We start from the raw sequence: 380 nt of genomic DNA, 5'->3' as shown, positions 1-380 counted from the left end.
GCTCACGTTAGAGGGCATTTTTTAATGACTTTTATATATATAAAATAAAAAGCAGGTGCATAAACACCGGCATTTAGATATGTACAAAATAATAATAAATTAAGCCTGAACAGTTGAAAACTCTGCATTGAATGAAGCACATGGACGCAATAGAGCGCTTACTATCGCTGGGTCAACTGCATAGTAACCACCGATATCAGCTGGTTTACCTTGTACTTGAGCAAGCTCAGCAACGATCTTCTGTTCGTTTTCAGCTAATGCTTTTGCAAGTGGAGCAAATTTAGCTTTCAACTCAGCATCTTCGTTCTGTGCAGCAAGTGCTTCTGCCCAGTAAAGTGACAAGTAGAAGTGACTGCCACGGTTGTCAAGTTCGCCTGTAC

At 40.5% G+C, this 380-nt stretch carries 1 protein-coding gene; it reads right to left on the bottom strand.

Translation table 11 applies throughout. The features are described from left to right. Positions 1-99 precede the first annotated feature (99 nt). Positions 100-380, bottom strand: a 281-nt coding sequence (locus WCE05_RS26450) for an NADP-dependent isocitrate dehydrogenase (protein ID WP_368816902.1), incomplete at its 5' end; no start/stop codon positions are given.

It is taken from the genome of Pseudomonas sp. I2 (assembly GCF_040984075.1).
Taxonomy (GTDB): domain Bacteria; phylum Pseudomonadota; class Gammaproteobacteria; order Pseudomonadales; family Pseudomonadaceae; genus Aquipseudomonas; species Aquipseudomonas guariconensis_B.
The sequence above is the reverse complement of the archived record's forward strand: the minus strand, read 5'-3'. Positions and strand labels throughout refer to the sequence as shown.